The organism is Mesorhizobium sp. M4B.F.Ca.ET.089.01.1.1 (assembly GCF_004022605.1).
Classification (GTDB): Bacteria; Pseudomonadota; Alphaproteobacteria; order Rhizobiales; family Rhizobiaceae; genus Mesorhizobium; species Mesorhizobium abyssinicae.
In genome coordinates this window covers 1-2,369 of record NZ_RZOS01000656.1, presented here as the reverse complement: position 1 = coordinate 2,369, position 2,369 = coordinate 1, and the positions used below count along the sequence as shown (strand labels likewise).

The following is a 2,369-nucleotide window of genomic DNA, read 5'->3' as shown; positions in this document are numbered from 1 at the left end:
GTTCGGAGCCCGCCCCTGATGGAGGAGGAGTTCAGCGACGACGAAATTCTCGGTCGAATTCTGCGCAAACCCACCGTCGAGGACCCCCCTCAGCGGCCTTTCAAGCCTTGGCACCGTCCGCGCAAGCAGTGGGTCCGGCGATATCAGTGGCACGACCCGCTCCTCCGCATGCTTCGCGAGACGCACTTCCCGGATGACGCCAGGACCGTGCGCTACCTGAGCCTGCCCGGCGAGGATCTTCTAGACGTGCGCGTCCTCCGCGAGGCATGCGAGCTGGCTGGCCTCGATCTCCGCTTCACCGGCCTCAACTCGGTGCGCCGGGGCTCGGCGGATGACGTACAGCTGAACATCGCTGAAAGCGCGGTCCGAGGCCTTGCGCGGATCCACAGCGGCTCGACGATCTTGCGTGAGCGGTTTGAATCTATTGCGAACCGGAGGTCGCTTGCGTACCCTGAGGTACGCGGCGGCGGACCCTTTCACGCGGTGAACATCGATCTCTGCGACCACATCGCGCTGCGCGCGGCCGGTCCCGGGCGCGCGACCGTAATAGATGCGCTGGCCGAGATCATCCAGCTGCAGCTGGTCAATGCGATCCATCCATGGCTGCTGTTCATCACCACACGCGTGGCGCCGAACCGTGTAGACGACCGGAACCTCTCGGCGCTGATCGCGGCTATATCGGACAACGTGGAAGCAAGCGACGAGTTCGGGCGAAGGGCTGGCGAGCTGCTGCGGGCCGACGGCGACAGGCTGCGTGCCGCGCTGGCCAATCCAAACTCCCTGGAGCCGCGGGCGTTCATGAACTTATTCGCTCTCGGGTTTGGCAAGTGGCTGCTGCGATTTGTCGGAGCGGCTCATCCGGAGCGCACCCTTCAAATGCTGCCTAGCTGCTTCTACGCGGTGCTTCCGGACCACCCCGACATGCTGTCGCTTGGATTTCGATGCGACATTGTGCAGGCACCTGCGCACGACCGCTATCGCATGGTCGGCGGGCGCGCTGGAGTCGCTGCAGCAAACGAAGTAGACCATGGGCTACGCCTGCTCGAGGCGACAGGCGAGCTCTTCGATCTCGACGAGATGCTTGGGCGGGAGGCTCAGCTGCTGGAGTCTCTGACGGTCGAATCCGCGGATCTGCTCCGGTCGGCGCATTACGACGTGGATGGAGCCGCTGGATACCGGGGCTGGCTGGAAGCCGATGCCGTGTAGCGCGCAGCTGATCAAGCCAGCGCGGTCTATATGTGCGCCGCATTTCCGCTAAGGTGCGGATTCCGACGTGAAGCCGGCCGCCATTCCGATCAAAGACCGGCCACCATTCCGATTTGAAGCCGGCCACCATTCCAATCAAAAGTCGGCCAGTTTTCGGCACTGAACATTACCTCCTGGGTCAGCAACTTTGGCATCAAATGCCCCGCGATGAACGGGGAGATTTTGATGCCGGCAAAGAGAAGGCTGACCATGAGACAGTTACGACAAATGCTGCGGCTTGCCGGAAGCGGGACCAGCTCCCGCGAGATTGCCGTCGTGCTGGGAATAGCGCGCAGTACGGTGCAGGATAATCTGCAGCGCGCAGCGGCGGTTGGATTGAGCTGGCCCTTGCCGGGCGAACTGACCGACGATGCGCTCGAGAACAAACTCTTCACTCGCAACGGCGTCAAACAGGGCACGAGAAGACGCACAGAACCGAACTGGGCCGATCTTGCGGTCGAACTCAAGAAGCCCGGCGTCACCTTGCTCATCCTCTGGGAGGAGTATCGTGGGTCGCATCCCGAAGGATATGGCTACAGTCGCTTCTGCGAACTCTTTCGCGGTTTCGAGCAGCGGCTTTCGCCGACGATGCGCCAGGAGCATGCGGCCGGCGACAAGGTCTTCGTCGACTATTCCGGCAAGAAGATCCCGATTGTTGATCGCAAGACCGGTGAGATCCGTGAGGCGGAGATCTTCGTGGCGGTGCTCGGCGCCTCCAGCTTCACCTATGCTGAGGCGACTTGGACGCAAACGCTCCCCGACTGGATCGGCTCGCATGTCCGGATGTTTCGTTTCTTCGGAGGCGTTCCCCGGCTGATCGTTCCCGACAATCTGAAGTCTGGCGTCAGCCGCGCCAGTTTCTACGATCCCGAGATCAACCGAAGCTACGGCATGATGGCATCCCACTATGGTGTCGGTGTCCTGCCGGCACGGCCGCGGCGACCGAAGGACAAGGCGATTGTTTCATAGTGAGTCCTGTTCGGTTGATGGCACGGTAATTGAGGCACGGCGGGCGGCAACGGCGTTTCGGCCCGGGCGGCCTTTGATGATCTCGAGGTCGTGAGCAATGTCCCACAGACCACGGTTGAGATTGTCGCTGCAGACTTTGGTGCTGAGCCCCTGGC

At 62.1% G+C, this 2,369-nt stretch carries 3 protein-coding genes; 2 read left to right on the top strand and 1 reads right to left on the bottom strand.

Features of this window, described 5'->3' with window-relative positions; translation table 11 throughout:
- Positions 1–1,206 (top strand): hypothetical protein (locus EN780_RS39100; RefSeq protein WP_210215066.1); only part of this gene is annotated, 1,206 nt, incomplete at its 5' end.
- Between the two features lie 89 nt (positions 1,207–1,295).
- On the opposite strand, the gene EN780_RS39095 is transcribed toward EN780_RS39100, so the two are convergent.
- Positions 1,296–1,457 (bottom strand): hypothetical protein, encoded by a 162-nt coding sequence (locus EN780_RS39095; RefSeq protein ID WP_189556919.1) that lies wholly within the window; start codon positions 1,455–1,457, stop codon positions 1,296–1,298.
- Between the two features lie 16 nt (positions 1,458–1,473).
- Between EN780_RS39095 and istA the strand changes: the two genes are divergently transcribed.
- A complete protein-coding gene (gene istA / locus EN780_RS32280) occupies positions 1,474–2,214 on the top strand; it encodes an IS21 family transposase (RefSeq protein WP_245500195.1) in 741 nt (246 codons plus the stop codon).
- The last annotated feature ends 155 nt before the right edge of the window (positions 2,215–2,369 follow it).

Excerpts from the sequence above, each read along its gene's own strand:
- EN780_RS39095 (WP_189556919.1), bottom strand. The coding sequence starts at position 1,457 with ATGGTCAGCCTTCTCTTTGCCGGCATCAAAATCTCCCCGTTCATCGCG.
- istA (WP_245500195.1), top strand. The coding sequence starts at position 1,474 with ATGCTGCGGCTTGCCGGAAGCGGGACCAGCTCCCGCGAGATTGCCGTC.